Genomic DNA, 4,155 nt, shown 5'->3' on the forward strand with positions numbered 1-4,155 from the left:
GAAACGATATCGCCCAAGCCGTTTTTGCATGTTTCTCAATTTAAAAAATATCGCTGGAAAGCGGTATTTTCAGTTAAAACACCGGCTCTCTAGAATATCAAGTGAAGCTTGTGCTTAAGAACCCACTATATAAATGAAGAAATTGTAATAAATATCATAATTACTACTAGCAACCTAATAAGTGTTGAGGTGAGCGCAACATCATCAACTAAAGAATACGAATTCAGTCAATGTCAAAAAATCGAGAAACATTTTATCCGGCTGTAGGACAGTTAACATTCGGAAGAAATCACTCAAATCATGAATACAGGTCCCTCCATACCTACTTTGCAACGTGGTTCAGGACAAATTCAGCACTGTAATTGGGTGCAGATCTTGTAAAAAGAGTCACGCAATTTACGGAAGATTGAGAATCATTGAGTTGGAGGCTTGATTTATGAAAGATCTTATCTTTAAAAACATCGATACGTTTATGATTCGAACACCGGTTTTATCAGTAGACAACTATTTAAGATTTTTTGATCAAAAATTGACTGAGGGAGAAATGAAAGAGCGTCTGTTGGAAATTTGTCATAACCCTGTATTTAGAGAGAGTATCTTAGTAGCGAGTAAAAGTTTATATAATAAAATGATTGATTTTTGCAACGGCAAGGAAATAAAAAAATACGATTATTTTATCAAAGCCATTTATAAGTATTTGATAAGAATTAGCACGAGACCAACGCCATTTGGTCTTTTTGCAGGAGTAGACTTTGGTGAATACACGGATGAAAATACATCAATAAGATATGGAACGAATAAATATAAGAAATTTGCTAGGCCAGATTTAGAATGGCTGATGAAGATTGTAAAGAAATTGGAACAAGAACAATATGAGCAATTATGGTTCACGGTGAATGACAGTATATTTTTAAAAGGAGAACGGGCATATTTACTACATTCGACACGAAAAGACGATGACAAGCGAGTCAATGAAATCAGCGTCAGAGTCACCCTTCCTTTTAAAATCACGTGTGAATTAGCTCGTCACTTGATCCATTACCAAACATTAAAAAAAGAATTAATAAAACAATTTCCAAATACGAGTGAGGAAAAAATTGAACGTTTTCTCAAGCAACTAATAGAAAACGAATTTTTAATTTCCAATCTCCGCCCACCATTAACAGTAATGGATCAGCTTGATTATCTGATAAAGCGATTGAAAGAAAGCCATATAGAAGAGTGGAGTAACGAATTAATTGATATTCAACAAAAGATTCGCACATATACCATGACTCCGTTAGGAGAAGGGGAGCAAATATATAAAGAGTTACATAAAAAAATGAAAAAGTTAGCCGATACCAAAAATGTGTTACAAGTTGATATGAAGTTAAACTTACAAGAAAAGAAACTGAACAAGCAAGTGATAAAAGATGTAAATGAACTAATGCACATACTTCTACCTTTTTCGATGACCTATCAACAAACAGATTCTCCACTTTCGAGGTACAAGCAAGAATTTATCGAAAAATATGGGGTGGACAGAGAAGTTCCTTTACTAGAAATGCTTGATAATGATCTTGGTATAGGAGCACCTATGGATTATACAAACCCGAAAAACGCAAGACTCGCTGTAGGTGTACCCCATCAATTGATTGATGAGCAGTTAAGAGAATATTTTCTTCATAAATATATCGAGGCGGTTAAAGACAAAAAAAGTATAACAATAACAGAAGACGAGATAAAAGAATTGGGTCTAGATGATTATGATTACCAAAGCATCCCGGATTCATTAGACATTAACGTCATTATAAAATGTGACTCGGAACAAGATCTTGAGCACAATCATTTCAAATACTATATTGGTCCTAATTTAGGATCGACCCATGCGGGGAAAAGTTTTGGAAGGTTTTCTTATATGATGGAAGGGGAAGAGAAACTCTTCGAAACGTTAAATAAAGAAATGTTGAACTTGAATAATGATAGTGGCGAGTATGTAACTTGTGAGCTTGTTTATTTGCCAAATGAAACGAGACATGCCAATGTGACAAGAAATATTCATAACAGCGAATACGAACTTGCGTTGTTTACTAACAACAGCAAAGATGAATATCATCGATTGAGCTTAAATGATATTTTGATCGGCATAGAGAACGATATGTTTTATGCCAAAAGCAAAACACTAAATAAAAAGTTGATTATTACTATGAATAATATGTTGAATACCCAAAATGCCCCGAATGCGATTCGTTTTTTGTATGATATAAGCTTAGATGGCAAAAAAATTTGGTGTAATTTCCCTTGGGATACAATCTTTCAAGACTATGCTTACATACCGGCAATTGAATACAAAAATTTCGTCATAGCACCGCGAAAATGGGTGATCAATAAGATTATTAAAACAAACGACAAAATTAGTTTTACGGAATTTGAAAAACGCTTTAAAAAATTTTGTTCTGATTACGATGTGCCGAAATATGTTTATTTGACTTTTGCAGATAATCGGATTTTGTTGAATACAGAGGATGAAAATTGTTTAAGAATTCTTCATCACGAATTTAACAATAGATACGGAAACATTATTCTAAGTTCTTATGAAGAGGCTGATCTTCATTTAGTTAAAGATGATGCCGAAAAAGAGTATGTTTGTGAATTGGTCATTCCGCTAGTGAAAGTAAAACAAGAAAATCGTCAATGGTATGCCAAAGCGAAAAAATCAAATCATATCCCAAGTTTTTCAGATATAAGAGTCAAGTTGCCTTTTGAAAATTGGCTTTATTTAAAATTGTACGGGGTCCATTCTAGAGCGGATGATTTCATCGCCTTTTATCTTTCAGAATATTGTCGCGAAAAATTGGCTAAAGGAGAAATTGAAAAGTATTTCTTTATACGGTATGCCGACCCGGAGCAACATATAAGATTAAGGCTGAATGCCAGTGAAGAGAAACTTCTGCAGATTTATCCGGATATGAAACAATGGCTGCGAACGTTAATCGACAAAAGAGTGGTGAGTCGTTTTTCCATCGACTGCTATGAAAGAGAAATTGAGCGTTATGGTGGAACAGAATTGATCGATCTTGCAGAAAACTTATTTTTCTTCGATAGCATAGTAGTAGAGGACATATTAAAGTTAAAACGTTTGAAACATATTCAATTTAGCGATGAAGTGATCGGAATGGTTTCCATCATTCATTATATGGAACAGTTCGGCCTAAATTATGAAAGTCAATTGGATTTCTTGCAACAGCAAGTCAACAAACAAGACTATCGTGAAGATTTTCAAAAGAATCGATCTGTTTACATGAAAGTTTGTAATACGGATAATGATTGGCAAGGGTTAAGAGACACTGATGAGGGGATGTTATTATTAAACGTTTTGAACCAAAGAAACAGAAGCATAAAAGAGTATGCAAGCAAGATCCAGGACGGTCTCGAAGCTTCTTCTGAATTATCTATTTTAGACAGTGTGATTCATTTACACTGTAACAGGCTATTCGGCATTGATCGAGAATTTGAAAAGAAAATCCGTACATTAGTTGCCCATACGTTATATGCATTAAAGTATATTAAAGCTCATGGATTAGTGTTAAAAAATTAAAGATGTTATCCATTTGTCCAAGCATTGGGGAGACGATATATAATGGACCCACGACTTGGACTTTTTTCAACAAAAGCTCGACAAGCTCTCTTTTGTGTATTCAGGTGAAAAAACTTTTATGACGGGAAGAAGATCTCATTTTAGCATGCGGGGATTGAAAATGTTATGAATATAAAAGAGTATGATGATCACGTTACTATCAAAGATATTGTGAAATCAATAAGGATAGTTCCCAAGACGCTTGTTCTTATAAAGAACGTCGACAAACAAAGTTTTTTTATCATTATTTTCTTAAGCTTATTAATGGGAGGCGCACCGATTGTTACATTGCTCGGTTCGCAAAACTTGTTGAATGCAATCGGGTCCCAAAATATTCATATTATTATATCGGCATTGATCTTTTATATTTCTGCTGTTTTACTCAGCGAGATCATCAGCAGTTTCATGGAATATTACCAAAATAAGTTTCAAACTCTCATCAACTACAAACTTAATTTGCAAATCATGGACAAGTGTACAAGATTGTCTTTACAGCATTTTGAGGATGCCGAAGTTTATGATATGTTGCAAAGAGTACA

The 4,155-nt window shown here is 34.2% G+C and carries 1 protein-coding gene; it reads left to right on the forward strand.

Features of this window, described 5'->3' with window-relative positions; genetic code table 11:
* The first annotated feature begins 436 nt into the window (after nt 1-436).
* Entirely contained in the window at nt 437-3,577 is a 3,141-nt protein-coding gene (locus VU18_RS01250) for a lantibiotic dehydratase (RefSeq protein WP_014194788.1), read from the forward strand.
* The last annotated feature ends 578 nt before the right edge of the window (nt 3,578-4,155 follow it).

Origin of the sequence: Geobacillus sp. ZGt-1, assembly GCF_001026865.1 — a bacterium.
GTDB classification, from domain to species: Bacteria; Bacillota; Bacilli; order Bacillales; family Anoxybacillaceae; genus Geobacillus; species Geobacillus thermoleovorans.

Coding starts and splice junctions, on each gene's coding strand:
- VU18_RS01250 (WP_014194788.1), top strand. CDS start 437: ATGAAAGATCTTATCTTTAAAAACATCGATACGTTTATGATTCGAACA.